Source organism: Staphylococcus sp. GDY8P119P, assembly GCF_017892075.1.
Taxonomy (GTDB): Bacteria; Bacillota; Bacilli; order Staphylococcales; family Staphylococcaceae; genus Staphylococcus; species Staphylococcus ureilyticus.
Window position 1 is genome coordinate 96,141 of record NZ_JAESKJ010000007.1, and the last position, 24,940, is coordinate 121,080.

General features: G+C 32.4%; 21 protein-coding genes. 6 read left to right on the plus strand and 15 right to left on the minus strand.

The window, feature by feature from the left end:
- Position 1 precedes the first annotated feature (1 nt).
- From KA830_RS09980 to KA830_RS10010, 7 genes are all read right to left on the minus strand, one after another.
- A complete protein-coding gene (locus KA830_RS09980) occupies positions 2–289 on the minus strand; it encodes a hypothetical protein (protein ID WP_080937846.1) in 288 nt (95 codons plus the stop codon).
- 1 nt (position 290) lies between these two features.
- Positions 291–611 (minus strand): PTS lactose/cellobiose transporter subunit IIA, encoded by a 321-nt coding sequence (locus KA830_RS09985; RefSeq protein ID WP_210134220.1) that lies wholly within the window; start codon positions 609–611, stop codon positions 291–293.
- An 18-nt stretch (positions 612–629) separates the two neighbouring features.
- Positions 630–1,925, minus strand: coding sequence for a PTS sugar transporter subunit IIC (locus KA830_RS09990; protein WP_204179826.1), 1,296 nt, complete (start codon positions 1,923–1,925; stop codon positions 630–632).
- A gap of 36 nt (positions 1,926–1,961) precedes the next feature.
- Positions 1,962–2,261, minus strand: coding sequence for a PTS sugar transporter subunit IIB (locus KA830_RS09995; RefSeq protein WP_204179827.1), 300 nt, complete (start codon positions 2,259–2,261; stop codon positions 1,962–1,964).
- Positions 2,262–2,275: 14 nt separating this feature from the next.
- The gene (locus KA830_RS13865) at positions 2,276–3,139 is read right to left on the minus strand and encodes a MurR/RpiR family transcriptional regulator (RefSeq protein WP_343283702.1); all 864 of its coding nucleotides are present in this window, start codon (positions 3,137–3,139) and stop codon (positions 2,276–2,278) included.
- 218 nt (positions 3,140–3,357) lie between these two features.
- Positions 3,358–4,506 carry an FAD-dependent oxidoreductase gene (locus KA830_RS10005; RefSeq protein WP_204179879.1) on the minus strand — a complete coding sequence of 383 codons (1,149 nt, stop codon included), beginning with the start codon at positions 4,504–4,506 and terminating at the stop codon, positions 3,358–3,360.
- Between the two features lie 22 nt (positions 4,507–4,528).
- Positions 4,529–5,095 carry a PadR family transcriptional regulator gene (locus KA830_RS10010; RefSeq protein ID WP_052722081.1) on the minus strand — a complete coding sequence of 189 codons (567 nt, stop codon included), beginning with the start codon at positions 5,093–5,095 and terminating at the stop codon, positions 4,529–4,531.
- A 213-nt stretch (positions 5,096–5,308) separates the two neighbouring features.
- Here KA830_RS10010 and KA830_RS10015 point away from each other — a divergent pair, with 213 nt between their 5' ends.
- Positions 5,309–6,043 (plus strand): NAD-dependent protein deacylase, encoded by a 735-nt coding sequence (locus tag KA830_RS10015; protein WP_046206883.1) that lies wholly within the window; start codon positions 5,309–5,311, stop codon positions 6,041–6,043.
- A 102-nt stretch (positions 6,044–6,145) separates the two neighbouring features.
- Here the strand turns inward: KA830_RS10015 and KA830_RS10020 are convergent, their stop codons facing one another.
- Complete coding sequence (locus tag KA830_RS10020; protein ID WP_046206882.1) at positions 6,146–7,027, minus strand: mechanosensitive ion channel family protein; 882 nt, start codon at positions 7,025–7,027, stop codon at positions 6,146–6,148.
- Positions 7,028–7,465: 438 nt separating this feature from the next.
- On the opposite strand from KA830_RS10020, the gene KA830_RS13820 reads away from it, so the two are divergent.
- A complete protein-coding gene (locus KA830_RS13820) occupies positions 7,466–9,370 on the plus strand; it encodes an LPXTG cell wall anchor domain-containing protein (protein WP_210134228.1) in 1,905 nt (634 codons plus the stop codon).
- Positions 9,371–9,545: 175 nt separating this feature from the next.
- Here KA830_RS13820 and KA830_RS10030 read toward each other — a convergent pair whose 3' ends face one another.
- Both KA830_RS10030 and KA830_RS10035 read right to left on the minus strand, forming a co-directional pair.
- Positions 9,546–10,727: an MFS transporter gene (locus KA830_RS10030; protein WP_204179831.1), complete on the minus strand. Its 1,182-nt coding sequence runs from the start codon at positions 10,725–10,727 to the stop codon at positions 9,546–9,548.
- Positions 10,728–10,834: 107 nt separating this feature from the next.
- The gene (locus KA830_RS10035; RefSeq protein ID WP_210123906.1) at positions 10,835–11,653 is read right to left on the minus strand and encodes an NAD(P)-dependent oxidoreductase; all 819 of its coding nucleotides are present in this window, start codon (positions 11,651–11,653) and stop codon (positions 10,835–10,837) included.
- A 134-nt stretch (positions 11,654–11,787) separates the two neighbouring features.
- On the opposite strand from KA830_RS10035, the gene KA830_RS10040 reads away from it, so the two are divergent.
- A complete protein-coding gene (locus KA830_RS10040) occupies positions 11,788–12,678 on the plus strand; it encodes a LysR family transcriptional regulator (RefSeq protein WP_070657038.1) in 891 nt (296 codons plus the stop codon).
- A gap of 90 nt (positions 12,679–12,768) precedes the next feature.
- Positions 12,769–13,176, plus strand: coding sequence for a carboxymuconolactone decarboxylase family protein (locus tag KA830_RS10045; protein WP_064210020.1), 408 nt, complete (start codon positions 12,769–12,771; stop codon positions 13,174–13,176).
- Between the two features lie 114 nt (positions 13,177–13,290).
- Here KA830_RS10045 and KA830_RS10050 read toward each other — a convergent pair whose 3' ends face one another.
- Entirely contained in the window at positions 13,291–13,446 is a 156-nt protein-coding gene (locus KA830_RS10050) for a hypothetical protein (protein ID WP_204179833.1), read from the minus strand.
- Positions 13,447–13,504: 58 nt separating this feature from the next.
- Between KA830_RS10050 and KA830_RS10055 the strand changes: the two genes are divergently transcribed.
- Positions 13,505–14,590, plus strand: coding sequence for an acyltransferase family protein (locus KA830_RS10055; RefSeq protein WP_204179834.1), 1,086 nt, complete (start codon positions 13,505–13,507; stop codon positions 14,588–14,590).
- An 80-nt stretch (positions 14,591–14,670) separates the two neighbouring features.
- Here the strand turns inward: KA830_RS10055 and KA830_RS10060 are convergent, their stop codons facing one another.
- The 3 genes from KA830_RS10060 to KA830_RS10070 form a co-directional block, all read right to left on the minus strand.
- Positions 14,671–16,548: a glycosyltransferase family 2 protein gene (locus tag KA830_RS10060; protein ID WP_210134229.1), complete on the minus strand. Its 1,878-nt coding sequence runs from the start codon at positions 16,546–16,548 to the stop codon at positions 14,671–14,673.
- Positions 16,549–16,563: 15 nt separating this feature from the next.
- The gene (locus KA830_RS10065; protein WP_204179880.1) at positions 16,564–17,631 is read right to left on the minus strand and encodes an acyltransferase family protein; all 1,068 of its coding nucleotides are present in this window, start codon (positions 17,629–17,631) and stop codon (positions 16,564–16,566) included.
- 399 nt (positions 17,632–18,030) lie between these two features.
- Positions 18,031–19,662, minus strand: a complete 1,632-nt coding sequence (locus tag KA830_RS10070; RefSeq protein WP_210134230.1) for a poly-gamma-glutamate hydrolase family protein — start codon at positions 19,660–19,662, stop codon at positions 18,031–18,033.
- Positions 19,663–19,951: 289 nt separating this feature from the next.
- Here KA830_RS10070 and KA830_RS10075 point away from each other — a divergent pair, with 289 nt between their 5' ends.
- The gene (locus KA830_RS10075) at positions 19,952–21,487 is read left to right on the plus strand and encodes a trypsin-like peptidase domain-containing protein (RefSeq protein WP_204179837.1); all 1,536 of its coding nucleotides are present in this window, start codon (positions 19,952–19,954) and stop codon (positions 21,485–21,487) included.
- A gap of 487 nt (positions 21,488–21,974) precedes the next feature.
- Here the strand turns inward: KA830_RS10075 and KA830_RS10080 are convergent, their stop codons facing one another.
- Positions 21,975–24,824: a YhgE/Pip domain-containing protein gene (locus KA830_RS10080; protein ID WP_204179838.1), complete on the minus strand. Its 2,850-nt coding sequence runs from the start codon at positions 24,822–24,824 to the stop codon at positions 21,975–21,977.
- Positions 24,825–24,940: the final 116 nt, after the last annotated feature.

Genomic DNA, 24,940 nt, shown 5'->3' on the forward strand with positions numbered 1-24,940 from the left:
TTTACTCCTTATTTGATTTATATATAATGCCACGCATTTGACGTTGCTCAATCAATACACGAGATTTTTCAAAAAAGAGGATACTCGTAAATATTAATAAAAGTAATATTATTCCCCATCCAAACAAATTAATATTTTCAAATATAACTACAGGGACAACGACGATAAATGGTATACCTATCAGTAATAACCATCTATTAAAATGAAATTTATTGACTATAAAATGGGCTATTTTATAAAAGCAAAATATGAGTAAAAATAATACTATTAAATAAATCAATCGCATCATATTAACACTTCTCTTCTAATTTTTGATATAACTCAATCATTTTTTCAATTAAATTTTTCTCACTAATCGCTGTCATTAAATGGTCTTGTGCATGTATCATCAATAAAGATGTTTGTACTTTGTCACCATTTATTTCAGACTGTATTAATTCTGTTTGTATATTATGTGCTTTACTCATTTCTTGCTTCGACTCTGCCATCAGTTCATTCGCTTGTTCAAAATTAAATGCGGTAGCCGCATCCAAAGCTTCATATTCTAAACTTTTTGCATTACCACCATGTGAAATAATTTCAAAAATAATTTGTTCGTTTTGTTCACTCATCAAATCTCCCCATCTCAATTAATCGTCGGTATAATCATCATTCGTAGTGCCTTGTTCTTGCTCTAACATTTTACGCTCGTACATTTTAAAGAACGGATAATATATGATTACTGCAACTAAAAGATTAAATACGACTAACACCAGTGCTCTCCAGTCACCATTCGTTGCAAATAATGCCCCTAAAGGCCCCGGTAATGTCCATGGCGCAAGTATCGTGATTTTAGCTATCAAACCTAACTTAAATACAAAATAAGTAATCGTCGTTAAAATAAGTGGAATCCCTATAAACGGTAACGCAAGAATCGGATTCATAACTAACGGCGCACCAAATATAAGTGGTTCATTGATATTAAATATGCTCGGTATAATGGAAAAACGTCCTACTTTCTTCAAATATTCAGATTTTGAGAATATCATCAATATACACAAACTCAGTGTCGCTCCTGCACCGCCTATCCATACAAACCACTGGAAAAATGGTTCGACAATAATATGTGGTAATGGTTCCCCAGCAGCCTTAGCATCTATGTTTTGATCTAATAATGAAAACCAAATAGGTTGGAAGACTGCCCCCATTACTGCCACACCATGTATACCTGCTGACCATAAAAGTACAATGAAAAACACAGGAATCAAAGCACCTAATAAACTATCACCAGCAAAATTACCTAAAGGTTCAAAGATTTTATTAATAATGGCATTTAAATCTATGTTTAATATCACTCTTACAAACCAAGAAATAACGATAATGACAATTGCAGGTACCAAAGATTCAAACGAACGTGCAACAGATCCCGGAACTTGATCCGGCATTTTAATCGTAAACCCTGACTTCACTACGAGTCTCATCATCTCAACAGCAAATATCATTGAAATGATTGCTACAAATAAACCAGAACCACCTAAATCTGCCATAGGCAACACATAACCCACAGCATCGCTTTTAGGTAATTTATCATCTAAGTTGAGCGGTAACGTCATCATTAAAAATGTTGCTAGTGAAAGTAATCCACCTGCTTGGCCATCCATTTTATATGATTTTGCTAAACTATATCCCATTGAAAATGCAGCGTAAACTGCCATCAGTCCCAACGTCATTCTATTAGCGATCATTATCTTCTCAGCATGCGGTTCTACTAATTTTTCTAAAGCTGGTATGGGAGGAGACGCAAATAAAGTAAAGAACGATCCAACTATGATAAGTGGTAGTGTTGCAATAATACCATCACGAATAGAAGTTAAATGTCGTTGCTCAGAAGCTTTGGCCATGGGTGGCATTAATACCTTTTCAATCCATTTCAAAAATTTCTGCATAACATACACCCTCTGTTTACTTATTTAATTTAGTACTTATACATACGCTTTTATTTGCTTTAAAATTTTAGGTGCGCCAATCGGTGTATAGCCCATTGGATCTATGACATCTACAGGTTTATTAACTGCTTCACCGACTTTTTTAAATTTATCTAATCGATGTCTCACTTGAGGTGCTACTAAACCTAAGTCATAGTCACCAATTTCATTTTCAAATGCTTCGGTACCAACTGCTACGATTTCCAAATCAAAATTTTCTTTTGCCGCCTCTTTCTTCACAGCATCAACAATCATAGAACTAGACATGCCACCTGAACAAACCATTATTACTTTCATAAAACAACACCCTTTCAATATTTTCTTTTTTTAACTTTAACTGCTTGCCGTGTACGCTCTAATAATTTCGTATGTCGTTCATAATCTCTACTGGCTAATGATACAAATAAAATATCTATGACATTGAGCATAGCTATACGTGAACTCATTGCTGCACTTCTCACTGGCTTTTCTGAAGAGCTATAAAATAAGTTAATATTGGCTAAGTCTGCCACATCATTATTGCTATATTTAGTTATGGAAATAATTTGAGCCCCCGCTTTATGCGCTAACGCTAATGACTGCAAAATATCTTCTGTTTGGCCAGTGTTAGAAATAGCAATAATAACATCATTTTTTGTCACATTGGCACTCAATGTCGCTTGCTCATCATAGCTCTTGCCAACCTCACACCACTTATCAATGCGTGTGAGCTTTTGCTTTAAATCTTCTGCAATAATTGCTGAAGCACCAATACCAAACACACAAATTTTCCTAGCCTGATGTATCATTAAAGCCGCTTTTTCTAACGCTACTGGTGATAAAATTTGAGCTGTATTCCTTATCGCTTTAGCATTACTTTGAGAAATACTGTTAATCACGCTTTCATTGGAATCAGTAATATTGAGTTCTTCATAATCATCTTCAATTTCATTATGTCTATTTAACGCCATAGCAATTTCCATCTTTAAATCTTGAAAGCCCTTACATTTTATTTTTTTAGATAACCTAACAATCGTCGCTTCACTGACATTTGTTAGGTCTGCTAAATGTTGTATTGAACTGTTGATCGTTCTATGCGGATAATCGATGATATACTGTGCCACTCTATATTCCGAGGGATTCAATGTCGCTAATGATGATTCCAATAATATTAAAATATTACGAATGACTATCACCCCTTTTTAAATATTGTTTCACCTTAGCTACAATTTACAAAACATTATTTCGTGTGTCAAATTATATTTTGTTTGTAAAATGATACTTTTGGAAATATTGCTTTTCACAAGCTGAATTTAGATCTATGTATGTTTAAAGGTTTACCTCCATTTTGATTTAGAGATAAACCTTTGATATTACGCAACTGATATTAAGTTAAATATATGATATGAATAATTTATGATTCACTGAGTTGTGCTTCCATATCTATAAAGAAGTTTGCCATCTTTTCTGCGCCATCGTTTGAAAACATTAGCTCTAAATTATCTTGAGACGCTTGAGCATGAACTTCTGAAACTTCAAACATTTTCTTTTCATAAGCCTTCAATATATCAATAACATTTTCTTTATTTTTGAATGATTGTGCTAACAAATATGCATCATATAATGCCATATTGACACCTTCTCCTGCAAACGGACTCATTAAGTGTGCAGCGTCACCAATAAGTGTGATATTAGGCTGTGTTATCCATTTCAAACCAATTGGCAACTGATAGATACGACGAAATTTAATATCATCATAACTATATGCAATATATTTTTTTAATTCTGTACCCCAATCACTAAATTCAACTAATAGTCTTTCTTTTAATTTTTCTAGTGATAAAGCACGATATTCATCTAGCATTTCATATGTTGTCTTAAGACTTACATAGGCCATAATACGACCATCGCCATTACGTTGTCCTAGTATCGCTTGATCTCCTCCTAGTCCCATAACCTTTCCATTTTTATTAAATGCCAAAAGGTCTGGATGTTCTTTTTCATTCGAGTTCATTTCTATCATAGATATACCAGTGTACGTTGGTTTAGCATCTGTTAAATACGGGCGAATTTTAGAAAAGGCTCCATCTGCCCCTATTACTAATCCTGTCATCACTGTCTTCCCATTTTCAAAAACGAGTTCAATTTCCCTATTATCATGTTGTATTAACTTTTCGTATTTATAACCATATTTAATATTTGTAGGGTTAATTTGCGCAATGATGATATCGCATAACTTACCTCTATCAATTTCGGGTCTACTACCTTCTTTTCCTGCGTCTTCGTCGAACAAAATCGTGCCATCTTTACGCACAATTCGTGTATCCTCTCCTTCAAAGCGCGCATGCATTAGAAAATCTTCAAAAATATTAGCTTCTTTCAATGGTAACTGACCACTGTCTTCATGAATATCTAATGAACCACCTCGGTCAGCATGCATATTAGGGTAACCACGTTCATAGATTGTAAATGGTAAGCCTTGTTGTTGTAGAAGTAATCCTAACATTAAGCCTCCTGGCCCCCCACCAATAATCGCAATATGATTTAAATTTTCTTTTTTCATTTTTACACCTTTTTCATTATTTTTATTTTTCTTCAATAAAATTCATTAGCTTTGTTTCAGTTTCTTTGATTAATTGTTGAAACTGCTCATATTTCTCTTCATTTTTCATTGCACTTTGTCCTGCTAACATAAATGATTGGAAAAGTGCTTGTAACTCATCACGTGATTTTTTCATCTTGTCAATATCCATATTTTTGAATTGTTCCATACGTTTTGTAAATTCATCATTATCAATATTGTCCTCTAAAAATGCCTTACCTTCTTTTGTTACTGTATAGATTTTTTTCTTTCCTTCTTTTGATACAGAAACAAATCCACGATCTTCTAACATTTGAAGAATAGGATAAACACTGCCTGGACTTGGCGAATAAAATCCTTTAAATTGTGCCTCAAGATCTTTAATAATTTGATAACCGTGTTTGGGTTCGGTTAACAATAATCGTAAAATGCTATATTGCAAATTTCCTTTTTTAAAAAAGCGGTCCCTGCCGCGTGCGGCTGCAAACATCTTTTCAAACCCTTGTCCAAATCCACCTTCTCCGTGTTGCATCATGATATGTCTTCTATTGTGAAATGATCTATTAAACATTTATTATCATCCTTCCATTTCGATATATCGAAATATTAAACGATATATCGTTACTCGTCAAGAGATATATCGAAAAATAATAACCGTTGCTAGTTAGATATATTCATAATCCTAAATTTGCTAAAATCAATACTTCATTTTAAAATTGGTTTGAATGTAATATTGAAATTTCAAAATTACAATAAGTGCTAAATATTTTAATGGAGTGATCTTATGAATCATAATATTGAATCATTAAAAAATATCATCGATACTTCTAATAGCATTACATTTTTTACAGGAGCAGGTATATCTGTCGCAAGTGGTATTCCTGACTTTCGTTCTATTGGCGGTTTATATGAAGAAATTTCAAAAAATGGTTACTCACCTGAGTATTTATTAAGTGAAACCTATTTCCAAAATGACCCTGAAGGCTTTATTAATTTTTGTCATGATTATTTACTGTTTGCTGATAAAAAACCAAATATCGTTCATCAGTGGATTGCACAACTTGAAAAGCATCAACAATCCCTTGGTGTCATTACTCAAAACATTGACGGTCTACATTCAGATGCTGGGAGTTCACACACAGATGAACTACATGGTACACTAAACCGATTTTATTGTATTAACTGCGACCAAAAATATTCTAAACAATACGTGATTCACCACAACTTACGTTATTGTGAAACTTGTGGCAGTCCCATCAGACCGGATATCGTACTTTATGGAGAAATGCTAAACCAAGACACGATCTTTGACGCCTTGCATAAAATCAAATCTGCTGACACGCTCGTTGTTTTAGGTTCTTCACTGGTCGTTCAGCCTGCCGCCGGTCTTATTTCAAACTTTGAGGGTCAAAACTTAGTTATTATTAACAGAGACCCTACACCTTATGATAGTGATGCAAATTTAGTAATTCACGATGATATGGTCTCAGTCATTAATGAACTGTTTGCGATATCGTAAAATTCCAAATAAATTAGTGTGCTCGCATAGTTTAAAAAATAAAAAGCGTACCTACATGCACGATTAACATGTAGATACGCTTCTTTATTTATAATTACATTATTATTCAACTTCTGGTTCTTCAAATTTTGCCAGCGTTGGTTTTGGTGTAGAAATACCTTCTTCATTAAAGTAATGTAAAACTTCTTTACGCAACAATCTTTGACCCGGAAAATGCATGCCTGGCTTCACATGAGCTAATAATTTAATAATCATTTGATTGCCATCGATGCTGTCTAATCCTAATAAATCAGGTGCTGCGACAAACATATCATATTTATCTTTTAATGTTGGTAAAAAGTCTAATAATTTTTTCTCAATCATTTCATAATCCTCTGATGGCGAAACGGGTATCATCACAAGTGGTGATACATCTGTTGCAGAATAATTGACGATTTCACTTATTGTTCCATTGGGTAAAGTATATATTTCACCTGTATCTGATTGTATACGTGTGGATCTTAAACCAATCGTTTTAACTGTACCTTCCGCAATCGTTACACCAGAAGCATTAATTTGCACATAATCACTCACATCAAATTGTCCTTCAAATATAATAAAGAAACCAGTGATAATATCTTTGACAATTGTTTGTGCACCGAAGCCGACCGCTAGACCGACTACACCGGCACCGGCTAAAATCGCCGATACACTTATCCCAAAGCGTGACAATATTGAGGTGAGCACGATAAACCATACAACATAGCTAACTAAATTTTGAACTAGTGTAGATAATGTCTCACTTCGCTTAATTTTATAATGTGTTTTTTTCTTTGCATTCGCTTTGAAGAATTTCGTCACTAATTTCTTCGCAATGGCAATCACTATAATACCCATCAAAATATATGCCGCGATAATTAATATATTGACTAAGAGTGATTGATAAAATTCTACCTGTGTAAGTGGTTCAATCAACTTCATAAAAAATTGCTTCAATTGATTCATATTGTATTTCCTCCATTCTTAGCTCGTTATACGGTTGTGTTACAATACATCAAATAGTAGTGATTTATTAAGAAATTGCTTTTCCCATTACAAAAGTTATCATACTTTAATAGTTATCTAAACCCTTTACGGTTTCGGACAACTTGCTTTAACATAAAGTGACACTTTTATTTCAATATGAAGTCTAAAAGCAGGATAGATATTCACTATCCTGCTTTATTTTGTGTAAATATAAATTATAAAAAATCTTTAATGATTGATTACTTTATCTGTCATTCTTAATAAAAAATAACATTATAGCAGTCTTTAATATTTAGACGTTTAACAACTTTTGTATTTTTTAATAAACTTTGCAAAATTATATTGCTTTATAATAGATTGTACTGTATAAATAGTAAAGAATGATGTAATTTTATAAATTGGGATGGGAATGATTTTATGAAAAATGGTAGTTTTCAACGATTTTCTTTAAGAAAGTTTAAAATTGGTACTGGATCCATATTACTGGGTACATTTTTAATGGTAGGTATGCACAATGAAGCAAATGCTAGCGAACTAGATTCAACACAAACAGCTCATCAAACATTCGTCGAGGATAACAATAAGATAACCACTAAACCTAATGAATCAACTAATCAAAATGATAATAAAACAGAAATAACAGAATCAGAGTCCTCAGCAAGTACGAATGATATGACTGAATCTACAAATACGACAGAAGAAGTCACAACACTAAACACTAATGAAAATACATCCGATGTAAATCAACCCGAAGTAACAAACAATACGCCAACTTCTTATGCTGAAAATCAATATCCTACCCAAGAAACGACTTCAAAGACAGTTGAAACTACGTCAGATATAAATAAAGATGCTGATAAAGATGGCAATTTAACATATTTCCAAGAACAAAACGGCTATATACCACAACGTACTCAAACTGTTCAAAATGGTGTCAAAACAGGTAAAAATTGTACTGCGGACGAAGTAACTACGTCATATACAAATAATGTTGATTTAAATGCAAAAAGTATCATGGATACAAATTTAGATGACTATTCGAATAATGGATACCAAGAAAAAGTTAAAAATCCAAATAATCATCCAAATGCGGTAGATACAGAAAATTATGGTCCTGGTAATTTAGAAATTCAACATTGGCAAGATGGTCCAAATGAAGCTACTAAAACACAGTATTGGAGAGCCGTTTTCGCTACTGATTATGCAATAGACAACGCCGAGATGAGAGTTACACTACCATATGAAAATGTAACCACAACAGACGTATCAAACTGGGTAGTAAATCGATATTACCCTGCAGTTTCAACTAACGGTATGAGTAAGTATCAACATATACTAACTCCGGTAAGCGTAACATTTAATGGTAATGTAGCAATTGTCAATTTTGGTAACATCGAAGCCAATAGTGCTTATGGCATAATGTTTACTAAACAATTTGATACACCGCAAAATTTGAGTAATGGATTACTTTCTACAAGTGCAAATGTAGGTGGAACGTGGAACGAAGATGACCTCCAAAGACAGTTAGAATTAAAAAAAGAAAACATGCGAACGCAAGGTTTTACCGAAGATGAAATTAATAATGCGCAATTAGATTATCTAAAAAGTAACCTAAGTCCGAAGCAAATTGAGTATATAAACGAAGTCTGCGAAATCCCGGATAATCCTAGTAACCCAGATAATCCTAGCAACCCGGAGAATCCTAACAACCCGGAGAACCCTAGCAATCCGGAGAATCCTAGCAACCCGGAGAATCCTAGCAACCCGGAGAACCCTAGCAACCCGGAGAACCCTAGCAACCCGGAGAATCCTAGTAACCCGGAGAACCCTAGCAACCCGGATAACCCTATTAACCCGAATAATCCGGAAAATACTCACAACCCAGACAACTCAGATAATCTGGACAATCCTAGCAATCTGGATAACCTAAACAATTCGGATAACCCAGGTAACCTAGATTATTTAAATAATACAGATAGATCTGAATTAATGAATAACTCAAACATTTCCAATAATACAAAAGGCTTAGCCACTTTCAACAACAGTGATTTAATAGGTAATCCGGAAAAATTCCATAATTCGAACTACAATTCTATTTCAAATATGGTTTATAACTCAAATAATCACGTAACATCTAAATTTATGTATCCCACTTTAGAAACAGATGTGACTAAAAAAAGTACCGATTATTCTGATAAAAATCAACTACCAAATACTGGACAATTACAAGATAAAGCAAATCCATTATTAGGCGCAGTCGCAGCAATTTTTGGTGTTATATTCATCCTATTCAGACGTAAAAGCATACGAAAAGAACGCTAACTTTAATCCATAAAACAAAGCCTAATCTAACATGCTAACCTTCAGAAAATTATAAGTGAAAAATTTCTATTATAGTAAAAACGAATTAAAAAGCAACGTACAATGTCTTATTGTACGTTGCTTTTTATAAATAGTAATTCAATTAACAAAAAAGTTATACTTTAAAAATGTTTGACTAAAAGTATTTATAATCATAGCGTCCATAAAATAAATAGTATGGAATGATTAACAATAACATCAATATGCCCAATGCAATATATAAACCTGCATAATTTAAAAATGGCACGATTAATCCTAAGAAATAAGGACCAAATCCGAGGCCTAAATCAAAGAAAATAAAGAATGTTGAGATTGCTAAACCTATATTTTGAGGCTCTGCAACTTTAACAGCAATCGTTTGATGTGCTGAAAATAAATTACCATAACCTAAGCCAATAAATACCGCAGCAATTAATAAAAGATATCCTGATGCTGAAAATCCAAGTAAAACCATACCGATAAAATATAAAATAATGCATGGGTATACAATGATATTTGCACTTTTATAGTCCATTGCTTTTCCTGTAATTGGTCTAGTTATCAGAACAACGATTGAATACACAATGAAAAATACACTTGCATAGCTTACAATATCTCGTTGCTCTGCAAAGAAACTTAGAAAAGAAATCAAACTACTATAGCCTAAAGCAAACAGTAAAATTAAAATACCAATAGGTAGCGTTTTTAAATCAATAAAATTTGAAATATGCCATTTATTTAATTTAGTTGATTCTGGCTCTGAATTTTTTTGATTCGGGATAGACGTCATACTTGCAATTAAAAGGGAAATAACAGCTAAAATAAAACATAAAATGAAGATTACAGAATAGGAGAAATTTTGATTTAAAATTAATCCTAAAAAGGGACCGATGGCTGTAGCAATTGATAAGCTCATACTAAAGTAACCAATGCCCTCACTTTTACGTGAATTGGGTGTAATTTGTGCAACGATTGTTCCTACAGCGTTTGCTGCAATACCCACCGCAAAACCATTTACAAATCTACTAAATAGTAATAATCCGATATTTAAACTTACAAAATACAATAACGTAGTCAGCACAAATGCGATTAAACCGATAATTAATATTTTTTTCGAGCCTACTTTATTGATGATATTACCTGTTAATAATCTACCACCCACAGTTCCTATAATATAAATACCTGAAACTAAACCAGCAATTGATGCTGAAGCATTAAATTTTTCTGCAGCAAATGATGCCATGGTAACTATCAATAAATAAAAAATTGACATTAGTAAAAAATTGACACACAACATCATAGTATAGTCCTTCGACCATATTCGTTCTTTTGTTTTCATTATTTATTTGACTCCTTACTTTTAACTACTTAACTTTGTTATTATTTTCACATGAAGCATTAAAAAATAAAGACTATTGAATTTAGTCTTTATTTTGAAATACAATATTAATTTTCATTATCCATAGAATTGTGCAATACATTTAGTACAAGTCCACTTACTGGTACAAAAGTTTTACGTTTAGTCGATTCTGAAATCACAGAAGTTAAATCTTTATAAATTGCATCTAAAGTACCGTTATTTTTATATTCTTTTATTTCACCCCAGTTGTTAGCCGCCCAACTGTTGCCTGTACTAACTTCTACTATTTTAAGAATATCGGACTCTTCTAAACCATAGCTATCACCAAATTTAACCGCTTCAGAAATACCCACCATATTAATACCTAATAAAAGGTTGTTCGCAAGTTTAGCAGCCTGCCCTGCACCAATTTCTTCTCCTAAATCAAAAATATGTTTACCCATAGCTTCAAAATATGGATGTAATGTTTTTCTAAGTTCATTTTTACCTGAAGCAAATATGGCTAAACTACCATTGTCTGCTCCTGATAAACTACCACTTACTGGAGCATCGATAATATTGAACCCTGCGTCTAATACATCTTTTTCAAGTTCAGACATAATCGTTGGATTTAAAGTACTCATAACTACGACAGTAACACCTTTTTTATCTGCAGAAGTTACGCCATCTTCACCAAATATTACACTTTCTGTCTGTTCTCTATTTCTTACCATAGTTATAATTGCATCATCTACTTGATCTACTACTTCTTTGATTGAATCACAACCAACAATACCTTCGTTTTCTAGTTCTTTTATTTTGTCTTTATTTAAATCATAAGCTAATACTTGATAACCAGCTTTTTGTAAGTTGATTGCCATTCCAGCCCCCATATTACCTAAACCAACAAAACCTATTCTTTTCATAAAAAATGCCTCCGCTTTATTTATTGATCTTTAGTATACTTCTATTGTAATATGACCACCGATATGCGTAAAATATATAAAAGGAATTATATATATGAATAAAATTCATAACTTTGTGTGAAGGAGTGATGTTTTTGGATATAAGACAACTCAAATATTTTATAGCTGTCATTGATCATCAAGGGTTTTCTCGAGCTGCAGAATCACTATATTTATCTCAGTCAACGTTAAGTAAAGTGGTGAAAAATTTAGAAGATGAGTTAAACACCACGCTAATTGATCGTTCTAATCAAAAAATAGAGCTTACAGAATCAGGAAAAGTTGTATATCAACAAGGTTTACAAGTGTTATTATCTTTAGAAAATATATCTAATGAACTATTTGATATTGAAAATTTAAAAAAGGGTCATATCAATATTGGTATACCACCGATTACAGGTACGTTATATTTCCCTAAAATAATCAAATCTTTTAATAGTTTGTATCCTAATATTGAAATCAACATTACAGAAGCTGGTGCACATAAAATTAAAAATGAATTACTTGATGGTTCAATCGATATAGCAGTATCTATGAAATTAGATAATGACGAAAATTTAGAAATACTGCCTTTAGTTAGCGATCCTCTAGTACTTTATGTAAACGACCAACATCCATTTGCGCAAAAAGAATCAATTGAAATATCTGAGCTTAGAAATGAAAAAATAATTTCACTTGATTCTGATTTTGAACTACGCAAAATGTTCATATATGAATGTTACAAAAACGATTTTAAACCAAACATTATTTTTGAAAGCGCACAATGGGATTTTATGCTGTCTATGGTTAATGAAGATTTAGGTGTAGCAATCATGCCCTATTCTCTTTTGAAATTATTGAATTTAAAGCATATTCAAACTATACCTATCATAAATGATGCATTAACTATGGATGTGAATTTCTTAATTAAAAAACAAAAGCCCATATCACCACCATTGCAAGCATTTATAGAATTTAGCCAATCACAACTTAGCGACATGAAATAAAGTAATGGTCATTATTCATATTATGAACTTAACGAATAGAACGTACGTCCTTATAATAAAGATATAAATAATCATTGGAGGTCGTATCAATTGGAACAAAATCGTAATGAAATTGGTCAAAAAATTATGGATGATTTAACAGCAACAGATAACGCTAATATACCAACGCATGCAAATATTGAAGAAGAATTAGGAGATGTAGCCCCAGGTTTAGGGAAATATGTTACTGAATTTGCGTTTGGAGATATTTATTCTCGAGAAGGATTAGATTATAGACAACGTGCAATTAGTACAATATCCGCACTTGTTACGCTAGGTACAGAACCACAACTGGAACTGCACATTAATGTAGCACTAACAGTTGGTTTAACGCCTCAAGAAATTTCAGAAACTATTATGCATTTATTACCATATGTAGGTTTTCCAAAAGTGTTAAACGCCTTGAAAATTGTTAAACGTGTATATAAAGAACGCGGTGTTTCATATAGTTCAAAATAAAATTTTAATTTAATGATTACTCCAAAAAGTAAACCTCCCTGTTATAAGGTGGTTTACTTTTTATTTTTAGCGTTACTAACTATAGCTATATACTCATATAATTTGAGTCCATTTTCAATACTTTGCTTTAAAGTTAAATAATCCATTTTCTCTTACGCTAATCATTCTTACTCCATCATAAATTGCTTTAGCTTTCAACCCATATTTCGTTTTATATGATACGTCATAACCTAGTGATAATCTTTCGTATACACCTTCTAGATTAAACAAACAGTATGCTATATAATAAATGGATGTGTGTATTTTTATTTTTTGAGGGGGGAGCATTTTGAAGTATATTGAAGAAATACCTATTATTAGGTCTATCGCAACACTATTTATTGTATTTGTTCATCTATCTATTTCGTACATAAATAACGAAAACAGTCAGATTATGGCAATTACTGCAGGATACATTAGTCAAATTGGACGACTCGGCACTCCTGTTTTCGCAGTTGTTAGTGCTTTTTTACTAACGCACTCTGTCTTGAAACGTGGTTTTGATTTAAACTATTTTGTAAAATCACGATTCACTAAAATATTTGTACCATACATAATTTGGACAACTGTTTATTTATATTACTTAGGAGTTGTTGAAGTAAACTTAGATAGCAATAAAAACTTTATAGGATATTATTTATTTGGAACTGGAAATTACCATTTATATTTTATACTTACCGTTCTTCAGTTTTATGTTTTATTTCCAGTCTTACAAAAAATTAAAAAAGGCTTACCATTATTACTAACATACGCTTTCTCTACAATACTCACTGTATTCTGGCAGTTAAACTACGAACAATTTTCAATTGATATACCAGTTATAGGTACTTTTGTTATGAGTAGAGCGTTTATTTTCAATTGGATTTCTTATTTTATTTTAGGAATCATTTTCGCTAAATACTATGAAGAGATAAATATGGGGATTAGAAAGTATAAAACCTTATTATTACCTTCTATTTTAGTCATTTTTATTTCATTTTTAATCTTTATTGATTTAGATCATTTTGTGACATCATCCCATCCAATGTTTTTATTATATACACCATTTTTCTTAGCATTTTTAATTTATTTTTACCTTATTGTCAGAAAAAGTAAATTAATCATGCAGATACTAACATTAATCGGTAATTACTCTATGGGGATTTATTTAGTTCATCCTTTAGTAAAATGGGTCGTAATGAAAATACCTGTTTTTGATAATAGAGACAGCCTATTACTATACAGTTTTTCATTTATTATTATAGTTGCTATATCCGTGATAATTATTAATTTACTTATTAAAATTCCTAATGGAAACTACATTGTCCCAGTACCTAAAAAATCAAAATTTGTAAGTAATCACACTAATTACTTGAATCGTGAAGCAACGCATTAACTTGACCAACGCCTATACTTTTCTTAACAAAAAAGGCTACTAAAACCAGTACTTCCGGTTATTTAGTAGCCTTTTAAATATTATTTTATAACTTCAACAAAATCTTTATTTGCTGTTAAGTAATTTCCTTCTTGTGTAACTAATCGTGGTGTTGATTTATTCGTATAAGCAATATTAGCGATACTAATTGTGTCTCCAACTTTAAGTGTTTCCAATGGCTCACTTTTGAATATTCTAGAATGATATAACTTACAAACTTTTTTAATTTTAATCTCATTAGGAACATCTGTAATATATTTATGATGGTTGTCCATGTTAATCTGTGCCACAAAATCTTTATTTGCTGTGATCACACTATCATCTTCAAGAATTAATCTAGGTGTACCATTTGATGTTAACTGAACATCTTTAGGCACTACTTTCATACCTGGATTTAAACTCATGAGCTTCGTTTCAAATTCAATATCACGATATACATTTGTTTTTTTAAGCGTCATCAATGGTTGTTCTGATGCCGTTAGGAAATATTTTCCTTGGTATTTTTCCCTCAACTTATTGACGAACTCTAACTTGAAGCTTTGTCGTTTCATTTTATAAATGTCATTATTACTCGGGTAAGAAGCGTAAACTAAGGCGATATCATTCGTTTCACCAAATTCGACACCGAGGTTAACATCTATCTCTTTCGATTGCTTAAATTGTTCCTGGGGTATATAAATGCTTTTATCTTTATACACATAATCAACATGATACACGTTCATTGCGTTATTAATTTCAATTAATTTCACACCATTGATTTGAACGTTTTCTGGTTTCAATACTTTAATCACTTCATATAATTCACCATTTAGCATTTGTGTACCTTCATACACTGGATAACAACGCACTGGTGTTGGTTCTAAAATAGCGCAATTACTGTCAACTTCCATGTAAATTGCATCTTTTTTCATATAATAACGCCAATAACCATAAACAAGTGCTTCTGTAAAATTTAAAAAAGCTCCCTTATCTTCTTGATGATAAAGTGTATACATAGCTATAAAGTTTTTGTTACTAATAAATTCCTTCATATCATAACCATATTCATTTATCATCTGTTCTACATCATCAAAAATAGCATAGAACGTTTGCTTATTATCAGACTTTAAAAACGTCTTTGTATGCAACAACCTTCTAAAGAAGTCTACTTCCACCATTCTTGATAACATCATTTTTTTCAGAGACTCAGATATATTCATCTTACAAATACGTTTGGTTATATCCACATTCAAATAAGCTTTATCTACCACTGAGGTCTCTTTCACAAGTGATTGATTTTCATCGTATCTGTTCACATGATAAACAGGTATCGTAGACATCGTAATGTTTTGAATCTTAGAAATAAGATCGATGAAAAATAATTTATCTTCACCAAATTTCATATGTTCAAATTGAATCTGATTATTAATTACAATATCACGTTTAAATACTTTACCCGGTGGCCCTACTGCTCTAAAAATCTTTTCAATATCTTGTGGCATCAAATTTGATGCATCTTTATAGGATGTGAATTTAGCATGATACGTAATACTTTTATTCGTATGTTTGTAGCTTTGTCCTAAGCCTAACTCTGCATCATCACTATTAACTTTTTCCATAAATCTTGGAAACCCTTCAGTATCTAACCAATCATCTGCATCCAATAAGGCAATATATTTTCCTTTTGCCGCTTTAATACCTATATTTCTTGGTTCTGACGGACTACCTGTATTCGTTGATAACTGAATTAATCGGATAAAATCATACTGGTTAGCATAACTATCAATCATTGCTACTGAGTTATCTGTAGAACAATCATCAACAAAGATTGCCTCCAATTTTGATTGTTCCATATTTAAATTGATTAAAGATTCAATACATTTTTTTAAGAATGGTTCTTTATTATAGACAGATATAATAACCGAGACTAATTTATCCATTCAATTCTCCCCTTTTTAATCTACTAGGTTATTTTTATAACTTTGATAAAACGTATCATACTTAACGTTCCCAATGCCTCCTACTATATATTTGCCTAGTTTAAACTGGTTAAACACATAAGCAATGCATATTGAGAACGTAATCGTTAATGTAAATGTAAATACGATATTGAATATAGGATGTTCATGTAATGTCCCTAACCTATGTACAATAAAGTAATGAATTAAATATATTGAAAAAGAATAATTACTGATTAAAATGAAAAATTTTGGTACATATTTAACATAAGATGATATTAGAAAGAATATTAAGATTATCATAGTAACATAGATTGGTGTATCAATACGCTTAGAGTCCACTAGCGTTAACCAGCCCGACAAGTAATTGATCAGCGTTATGACCGTCACTATAACAGTTCCTAACACAATGTATTTCGTATACTTTTGTATGTTGGCCATCAACGTTTCATAATAATAGCCCATATAAAAACCTAGTAAGAAATAACTAAGCCAACCTATGAATATCATCCAGCCCTCTCGTTGCCATAACCAATTTAAATACCAAGCCTCTGGTGCATCAACAAAAGTTCTCATATCCCAAAATAGCATCGTGATAACTAATGAATATACGATTAATTTTAATGGATTAAGTTTTACTAAGTGCTTCGCAAATAATACATGTAAAGCATAAAATTGAAAAATAATAACAATAAAATATGTCAGCGTGCCTCCATGAAACATCATAAATTGTACAGAATCTAAATATTCCATTAAATTATTAGGCTGCCCGTAGACATACGCTAAACCTAAGTTAATGATGATATATGGAATCCCTAATGTCAGCAACTTCTGTTTTACAAATCCTTCTTTAACCTGTGTCTTATATTGTTTCGCTAATAAAAACTCAGAAATAAAAACAAACATTGGTGTCGCGTATAATAACAGTAATTGAAAAACTCTTAATAAATAGCCATCATTCGGCATTTCAAATTTATAAAATGTTGTAGTAATTGTATGAATCATCACAATACTTAGACAAGCAATTGCTCTCATCCAAAAAATAATAGATGTATATACCTTCATCATTGTGCTCCTCTTTAGATTAATCTATGTATGTTCAAATTTTCGCAAATGTGAATTTATCATTTTGCATGAAATAACGTGAATTATATTACAATGTTTTTTTGAATTCAAACATTTCTTTGTTTTTGAAATCTATACTTAGAGATTTATTTATTAACGCTACATGCTATGTCCTTATACAATTTTATAAATATATGCGCAATTACAATTTTTGTTTTTCTACAGAAAATCGGAAGATTTAGACTTCCCTTAGACTACCCGAATATGAATCTCACTAAAATATATAAAAAACCCCAACACGTATATACATACGCATTGAGGTCATTAGCTTATTAAAAGAAATCTACTTATTAAAATTAAAAACTTGAAACGTGCTACTTTAGCAATAAATTCAATATATTATCCTTGATTTTCTGGATAGACTTGCTTGATTGCACCATTAAGCGCTTCAGCAAAATCATACATCGTAGTAGTCCAATTTTCTATTTTTTTACGTGATGCTGTGCTAGTGTCTTCATCTTTGAAAAACGCTTTTCTTAAAGCGGTCGTTAGTTCTAATTGAACACCTGTGCTTTCCTCTACTTTATTAATAAAATTAGCATTACTCAGCCCACCAAGGTATTCTGGCGGTATCTTCACTACAAATCCTTTAAGTTCAAGTTGACTTTGAATGGCGTCTCTAAGCGGTGATTGATAACCACCTAAGTATACGAGTTGTTCTTCACCTTGAGCACCATGTATTGAAATGGTAGCTGTTCGATCTTGAATCATCTCATGCAAAGTTGCATCATCATAATTTGTAGATGTTACATGTAATTGTGTGTTGTTGGATGGACGTATCGCTTCAAATGAAAAATAATCAAAATCACCATTATTCGCCACTAGTTTTGTTAATTCTGAAGTCCCTTGTTCAATGTTCCCACCATGTGGTGCCACTATCAACACTGATTTCCCGACATTTCGCGTATCTTTCTTCCAGTCGATACCTTCTGTCGTATCATTGTATAATTCTGTCATAGACTTATAATAATCTTGTTTACGCGTTGCACTAGCTGTCTTTGTTTCCGTTTCTGGAGTTGCTTTTATTGTTTCTTGTGACTGTAATGTCTTATCTTGAATGTTCGTATTTTCGAGTTTAGGAGATACTGTGTTTTGGGATGCTTCATTTGTCTTGACTGGTGCGTTTGCTATTGTACTGGGTTGTACTGGTGCAGATGGTGTAGGTACTGTCGATGGTGTGTTTGATTTTGTAGTCTGCGGCGTTGTTGTACTTGAAGCCTGAGTCTTTGTCGGTGTGCTCTGTGTCTTTACTGGAATTGTTTGCGTTTTTGTCGATGATATTGTCGTGCTTTTTATCGGTGTACTCGGTTTCTTCGCTGTCGTCGTCGGTGCTTTTGTTGTTGTGCTTGGTTTCTTCGTTGTTGTCGCCGGTACTTTTGTTGTTGTACTTGGTTTCTTCGCTGTTGTCGTCGGTACTTTTGTTGTTGTGCTTGGTTTCTTCGCCGTTGTCGCCGGTACTTTTGTTGTTGTGCTTGGTTTCTTCGCCGTTGTCGTCGGTACTTTTGTTGTTGTACTCGGTTTCTTCGCTGTCGTCGTCGGTGCTTTTGTTGTTGTACTCGGTTTCTTCGTTGTTGTCGTCGGTACTTTGGACGTAACAGGTGCTTTAATCGTCGTTGTTGAAATAGCTTTACTAACAGGTTTTTTTACAGGTACTGACTGCTTCGTCACTGGTGCTTTTTGCGCTATAGGTTTTACTGTTGCTCGTGGTTTTTTAGTCATTACATTTGTAGCAGCTTTTGTTGTCGTTGCTTTTACCACTGCAGGCTTTACTGTTTTCACCGTTGTAGTTGGTTTAGTTGTCAAAGTCGTAGTTTTAGTTTTTTTTGTTACTGTTTGTGATTTTACTGTTGAAGTACTCGCATGTGCATTTTCACTTACTAAAGCGATCGTGCTAATCCCAATAGCAGTCGTTACAAGCCCTAGCACTAACTTCTTGCTAGAAAAAGTACGTATATTCGTATTCATTTTCATTCTTTTCCCCTTAATGTTTTCTATAATTTTAATAATACACAATGTTTTTTAAAATGCAATAATTAAATTATTGTTTAACTTAAGATTAATAGCTTATGATATTAGTAAAAAAATACTGCAATAAAGAAAAAAGTTAGTTATCACAAGTATATTTTGCCAAACAAATGTCTATTTCATTATATTATTCCTATTCTCAAAAATATATTGCCATACACAAAAGAAAAAGTATATAATATTAAAGAAATAATCTTATTTACTTTTTACACAAAAAACAGAGGGGACAGATTAAGTGAATAAACCGTCTTGGGCAATAAAATATATTTCTGCAATCATCGCCATATCTATGATAATTTGTTTGGTGATAATATTTCATGTTGATACAATGGAGGCTGCTGAAAACACTACTGATATCAACTATCCAACTAATCATAAAGTAACTAAAAAATATCCGATAACAACAAAAGAAACAAAAAAGATCAATACTACAAATGAAGTAAAAAATACTAAAATAGTTAGTAATAGCAATTTAAAATCACAACAAAATGAAGTTCAATTTCCCAAGCAAAACACTAAATTGAAATACAATAATAAAGACATAGAATTTAAAAATCCAGTTATAAAAGGGGCTCCAAAAAATACTCCGAAAGTAATTTTGGGTAAAAATGTGCAACCACCATCAAAAACTATAAAAGTACAATCGCACTCACCAATAACCCCAAAGAAAAAACTATCAAAACAACCAATAATTCAAAATAAAAATAAAGCTATTATGCCCACTAACAAAAATCAAAAAACAAATGCATCTATTAAACAAAACCAAAGTGGGTCATCAAAAACCAAAGTTCGAGTAGCTCAACATACTTCTTCTAAGCGTACATCAAAATCTATAAAACCACAGTTACTATCAAGTTCAACTAAAACAACAAAAAAACAACAAACAAAACCATTAGCTAAGCAAGCAAAAGCATCTAAAAGTGTAAAGGTTATTCCAAAAACAAGTAAGCAAACTTCAAAAAACAGCAACTACTATAATCAAGCACCTAAAACTTGGTCATCAAAGATACCAGGCAGCGATAATGTGCGGGATTTTGGTCAAACGACTGAAGCATCCGGCATCAATGATGCATTAAAAATCATGAAAAAATCCGGCAATAAAGGAGTTACTTTAGAACATTCGACTGCAAAATCAGCCAATATTGCAACCGTATTTAATTGGAATCCTATTAAAAAAGCTCTGACATATGGCACTGGAACTGCAATTGGTAAACATACAATATTAACAGCTAATCACGTCGTCAATAATCCAGAAGCACATAAACCAATGTCACCATCTTCATTACAAAATCTTAGAGTGAACCTGCTACAAGAAGGTTCAACCTACACACGTTCTCTCAATGTGATTGGTGTAAAAATGATGCAATTTGGTGATGTCGCATTATTATATACAAAAGAAGATATTTCAAAGTATATGAAAATACGTAAAATTGCTCCAGAAAAATCGATTACTAATATCAAGGCTAATACGCCTATTCATATGTACCATTATGGATTACCAACTGGTAAATTCAAGAATGATCCTATGGGTACGATGTATCATTCTAAGGGAAAATATTCCCTTATGGCTCGCAACATCAATCCAATGGGCTATTATCAAATGATGGCTGAACCTGGTTCTTCAGGAGGTGCCATTTTAAATAGTAAAAATGAAGTTTTAGGTATACACGCTTTTAGAATTGATTCAGGTGATTATAAAAAATACCACTTAAATACGATGGCAGAATTAAGAAGTAAATTACGCAAAGAAGTTATTCAAAATATTATCTAAGCTATTTAATAAGCATCTTCGATTGTTATCGAGGATGTTTTTATTGTTGCAATAATTCGAAATCCTTAAAATGTCTTTTTATATTAAAATGCATACCTTCAATCACTTTTAACGTCTCACAACAGGATTATAATATAGAAAAGCAACTACGAATTAGGTCTATTTTCTAAACAAGTATGCATATACATTCAAAATCTAAACTGATTCAAAAAATAAAAGTCCCACTTCTCAATTGATTGAGTTAGTGGGACTTATGCATGAATTACAGTTCTAGGTAATGATTTTATACTTTTCTCAATTCTAATTACCCAAGCAAGAGGAGATAACAAAATCTTTTATATAAAATTAGATTTCTGTCCTACTCCCTTATTTGAAGTGAAATCATCGCTCATTATATTTTTAAGTTTTTGTTTTAGACCGAAACTGTTTTTCACTATCATCATTCAAACTGATAAACATCATTTTGACGTTTAACTTGTTAGCAACTTTACTCCATTACATCGCTTTCTTCAGCTTTTTCAGTTACTTTTCTCATCAGTGGATCTGTAATTGGTTTGAATATTACACCAATTAATAAGAATCCTATACCAAATAATGAAAGTACTACTAATTTTTGAGTTAGAATTTCAGGAACAGGTCCGCCAACCGCTTCTCTTAATGCATCGATTGCATAAGAGAATGGTAAGTAAGGATGAATCGTTTGGAAAAACTCTGGTGTAACTTGGATAGGAAATGTTCCCCCACCACCTGCAATTTGTAGCACAAGAAAGATGATGGCAATGGCTTTCCCTGGATTTCCTAACAGTGATACCAAAGTATAAACAATGGTAACAAATACGATTGATGCGAATACTGCGATACCAATAAACCAACCAATTGATTCTACTTGTGCTTTCAGTATTACGATATCACCAATAGATACAATAAGCGCTTGAACGATACCTAATAAGTAGAATAATCCACTTTTACCTAAATATATTTCTCTTGTTGATAGGTATGGTGCTAATGATTTGTGTTTATTATCTGTCGTTAATAAACTCACCATCAATAACGCACCTACCCAAATGGCTAAGGCTGTATAGAATGGCGTGCTTGCTGAACCATAGTCTTTCACAGGAAATACATCCTTTTGATCAATATCTATTGGGTTCGCAATCACATTCGCTTGTTTTTTTAAATCGTTCTTCAATAAATCTACCATTTTGTCTACCGCATCATCTTTTTCAATCTCATCAAATAGTTTGTTCGCTTTAGCAAGATCTTTTTCAACATTTGGTAATTGGTTACGTGCGAAATTCGCTAAATTATGCAATCCTTCTTTGGCACGTGGTTGATTGGTATCCAAAATATCAACTAAACGATCGTAACGATTGAATAAGGTCGGTATCGTGCTATTTACTGTTGCTGTCGTATCAGACAATTGTTGCTCTAACCCTGGTAAATCATTTTCAATAAAGGATGCTGCGTTCGCAACGCCTTGTTTAAATTGTGGATAATAATTTTGTGCAGTAGCCATTGCATCCATATATCTTTGCTCAATGGTTGGCAATGCACTTTGAATCGCTTCGATTCTATCTTTGCCTGTTGTCAAAATACTTTGTCCAGAGTTTATAACCTGTTCTATCGTATTTAATTTCGATTGAAGCGTTGAAAGTCTAGCATCACCTTCATTTAATACAGACATTACTTCGTTTGATATGTCGAACAAATTCTGATTTAGTTCTGTTTTAATATAATTTCTTAAATCATCCAAGCTACGATTTACGCGAGGTAGGTCTTTAAGTAATGCTACTGCTTCTGCCTTACCAGAACTTCCGTTTGACAGTGCATCACTAAGTTGATTCTGCTGCTTAATTAAGTCATTTATTTTATTATTTGTCGATTCTAATTCTTTGATTTCATTCGATAAATCGACATTTTCTCTCTCTTCTAGTTCTGTTAATATATCGATAAATTGCTGATTAAATTTACTAGTCATTTCCAGTCTGGATTTAATATGATCCAGTGTTTTTTGAAAATCTTTAGGTTTGTCTGTAGATAAAATACCATATGTGACATTTTCCAACGCTTTGATATCTTCCTGACTACTTTCGGCTTGTTTGTCAGCATAATTAGAAAGTGATAACAATGACTCTGATAATGAAGATTGCATAGCATTAACATCTTTACTACTTACTGTAGAATCATGTTGTTCATTGTCATCATCATCGCTTTGATTATTACTTATTTGCGATGTTTGAATATTTGAATATCGACCTGAACGCTTAGCACTTTGCTGCTCAGTTTGTATATTATCTTCTAGGCGTTGATTAACATTTTGATTTGCATCTTGTGCGCGATCAACGACTTCTTGGTAACTTTCTACGCGTTGTTGAATCGCAGGCAAGTAACCTTGTGCATCGTTCAATCCTTGTAAGCCAGCGTCTACCCCAGTGCTTGCAATATCAACACCTCGATTGATTTTAGGAAAGGCTTCTGGCACATCGTTAGAAGCAACATTAAGCGCATTTTCAATATTTGGCATGTAGTCATTTAATGCCAGTATTAGTTTAGCACGCTCGTTCAATGCAGGTATTGCAGCATTAACTTGATTTAACTTATCTGCTGCATCGATAACTTCACCTTTATAGTCACCTAATCCTCTAAATCGATCCGCATAATTGTCAATTTGATCTTGGTTTTCATCTAAATAAATAAGTGTATCTGCAAAATCGTTAATTTTTGGCATAGCTTTATTCGCTTCGGATACAGCATCTTCAATTTTATTGATGGTTGGAATCTCTTCTTCAAGTTTTACACCTAGACGATTCGCTTCATCTAAAAGTGCTTGTGTCACTGTTTCATTAAACTGTTCATTCGCTTTTTGAACGATAGCACTTGTTCCAGCATCAGTCATTTTAGGCGCAATCGCATTAAGTTTTTGGTTCACTTTATATTCAACGTTTGCTTGTTGTGGGTCTTTTCGCAACGTACCAGTAATTTGGTGTGTAAATTTATCTGGTATATAAATGGCTGCATAATATTCTCCCATTTTCAAATCATGATCTGCTTTTTTCCTACTTACAAACTGCCAATCAAAGTTATCATCTTTTTTAAGATTATCGGTAATTTGATCACCAACATTAATTTTTTTACCTTTGACTTTATCCCCATTATCTTCATTCACAACTGCAATTTTAATATTTTTAGTATTACCATATGGATCCCATGTCGCATCCAAGTTAAACCAAGCATAAAACGAAGGAAGCAAGGCTAAACCACCTAAAATCACTAATACACTAGGCGCTTTAGCAATCTTTTTTAAATCCATAAAAAATAATTTTATTACGTTTTTCATTTATACACCTCAAAAACTAGATCTGTGATTTCTTCTTATATAAAATTCAAATTACTATTTGTTTATTGCATATAAATTGATATACTGAATTCATTAATAACGTTTAACCTTTTCAT

Excerpts from the sequence above, each read along its gene's own strand:
- KA830_RS10080 (WP_204179838.1), bottom strand. The coding sequence starts at position 24,824 with ATGAAAAACGTAATAAAATTATTTTTTATGGATTTAAAAAAGATTGCT.
- KA830_RS10035 (WP_210123906.1), bottom strand. The coding sequence starts at position 11,653 with ATGAAAAGAATAGGTTTTGTTGGTTTAGGTAATATGGGGGCTGGAATG.
- KA830_RS09980 (WP_080937846.1), bottom strand. The coding sequence starts at position 289 with ATGATGCGATTGATTTATTTAATAGTATTATTTTTACTCATATTTTGC.
- KA830_RS13820 (WP_210134228.1), top strand. The coding sequence starts at position 7,466 with ATGAAAAATGGTAGTTTTCAACGATTTTCTTTAAGAAAGTTTAAAATT.
- KA830_RS10065 (WP_204179880.1), bottom strand. The coding sequence starts at position 17,631 with ATGAAGGTATATACATCTATTATTTTTTGGATGAGAGCAATTGCTTGT.
- KA830_RS10060 (WP_210134229.1), bottom strand. The coding sequence starts at position 16,548 with ATGGATAAATTAGTCTCGGTTATTATATCTGTCTATAATAAAGAACCA.
- KA830_RS10010 (WP_052722081.1), bottom strand. The coding sequence starts at position 5,095 with ATGTTTAATAGATCATTTCACAATAGAAGACATATCATGATGCAACAC.
- KA830_RS09990 (WP_204179826.1), bottom strand. The coding sequence starts at position 1,925 with ATGCAGAAATTTTTGAAATGGATTGAAAAGGTATTAATGCCACCCATG.
- KA830_RS10030 (WP_204179831.1), bottom strand. The coding sequence starts at position 10,727 with ATGAAAACAAAAGAACGAATATGGTCGAAGGACTATACTATGATGTTG.
- KA830_RS10070 (WP_210134230.1), bottom strand. The coding sequence starts at position 19,662 with ATGAAAATGAATACGAATATACGTACTTTTTCTAGCAAGAAGTTAGTG.
- KA830_RS09985 (WP_210134220.1), bottom strand. The coding sequence starts at position 611 with ATGAGTGAACAAAACGAACAAATTATTTTTGAAATTATTTCACATGGT.
- KA830_RS09995 (WP_204179827.1), bottom strand. The coding sequence starts at position 2,261 with ATGAAAGTAATAATGGTTTGTTCAGGTGGCATGTCTAGTTCTATGATT.
- KA830_RS10005 (WP_204179879.1), bottom strand. The coding sequence starts at position 4,506 with ATGAAAAAAGAAAATTTAAATCATATTGCGATTATTGGTGGGGGGCCA.
- KA830_RS10020 (WP_046206882.1), bottom strand. The coding sequence starts at position 7,027 with ATGAATCAATTGAAGCAATTTTTTATGAAGTTGATTGAACCACTTACA.
- KA830_RS10015 (WP_046206883.1), top strand. The coding sequence starts at position 5,309 with ATGAATCATAATATTGAATCATTAAAAAATATCATCGATACTTCTAAT.